Genomic DNA, 1,599 nt, shown 5'->3' on the forward strand with positions numbered 1-1,599 from the left:
TCGGCGCCTGACCGCCCAGGGTGCGATAGACCATGCCGTATTGACCGCCGGCTTCGATCACCTGCAAGGACGCCAGGTGATTGAGGGTCTTGAGGTCCAGCAGCGTCTGTTCTTTGTGATTGATCAGCAAGTGCCCGTCGTTGCCGACCCTGACCGATTCATTGCCGTCCTTGACCGGCAGTTCGAAGGCCAGAAACGCTTTGTCCGGTGTCACCGCCACACTGGCGTCGTCACTGACGCTCAACTGCGCACGCAGCGGCGAGACGCCTGCGGCGCTGGCCACGCGAATGACTTGCGGCAGGCTGGCAGCCGGGCGGTCGAGCCAGGTTTTCGGGACCATGACCTGGGTGCTGGTCGCGAAGCGCGCAGCCATCCCGGAGAAATCGTTGTCAGGCGCAACCTTGTCGATGACGACATGGCTGGTTGGCAACACCGAGATCGGGAACGCCTGCGGCGTCTCCAGGCACTGATTGCTGACCGGCTGACGCTGGAACGAGACCCGCAGCGTATTCTGCGCAGCGAGTGCGTAACGCGGAATACGCGCTTCGATGCGTTCCTTGTGACCATCGGCGTTCAACTGCATCGCGCCGATCAGGTAGTCGTTGAGAAACAGCGTTGCTACCGGCGGCGTACCCGAGGCGCCCGGTGCCGCGGCAACGTCAATCATTGCGGTGACCGGGACGCGTCCGTCATAGGCCACGCTGCCCAGCGGGAACGAAGCGCTCCAGTCGGTCTTGGCCAACACATCCACCGTGCCCGGTCGACCGCCCAGACGGGTCAGTGCCACGCGACCGTCTTCGCTCAGCGGCATGGCAGTTTCTTCACCGATGCTCAACTGACGGGTCAGTGCCAGTTTGTTCCACGCCGAACTAAACAGGCCGATGGCTTTTTCAGCGGACTCGGGCTTGATCAGGAGCAGGGCGCGATTGCCGAGCAACGCGAGGCTGACATCGTTGCCCGGGCTGGTCGCCAGCGTCTTTCTGCCGTGGCGCTCACGCCATTGGCTCAGTGCGGTGGCTGCCGAGGCGTCCAGCCCCTGAACCTGTTGCTGCAAGGCATTCAGCGAATCCTCGATAGCCTTGAGCAACTGCGGGTCGCTGATCGCCAGATCTGCCTGCAATGCCGGCGTCTGGCCCAGCATCAGCAAAGCACCGATCTGTGCCGGATCGGTCAGCGTGTATTGGCTCTGGCCGTCAAGTGCGGCGAAGGCCGGGATCTGTTTCAGTTCGGCGGGCACACGCAGGCCGCTCAGGTCGATGCTGTCCTGCACGGCCGGGAACGGCATGATCCGCGCCTGCTTGCCGATGCGCTCCAGCGCTACGCCGAGCCGCCATGCCGCATCGTAACTGGCGCTGGACAACGTGCCGGGTGCGACCAGCAGCCCGGGTTTGCCCGGCAGCGCATTCCATGCTGCGCCGACATCCTGCAACTGACTGGCGTCGTAGCTGTAAGTCAGGCGCGTGTGCGGATCGATACGCAGCACATTGCCGATAGCGCGCTGGTCCTCGCAAAGTGTTTTCGATATCACCGATGACCAGGCAATCCCCAGTCGCACCGACCCGGTTTCCCGCGCACCTTTGTCGACGCCCAGCGTGGTGC

At 63.7% G+C, this 1,599-nt stretch carries 1 protein-coding gene; it reads right to left on the reverse strand.

The window, feature by feature from the left end:
• The coding region (locus tag BZK31_RS28650; RefSeq protein ID WP_083186489.1) for a hypothetical protein at positions 1–1,599 on the reverse strand (1,599 nt) is incomplete at both ends.

It is taken from the genome of Pseudomonas floridensis (genome assembly GCF_002087235.1).
Lineage (GTDB): Bacteria > Pseudomonadota > Gammaproteobacteria > Pseudomonadales > Pseudomonadaceae > Aquipseudomonas > Aquipseudomonas floridensis.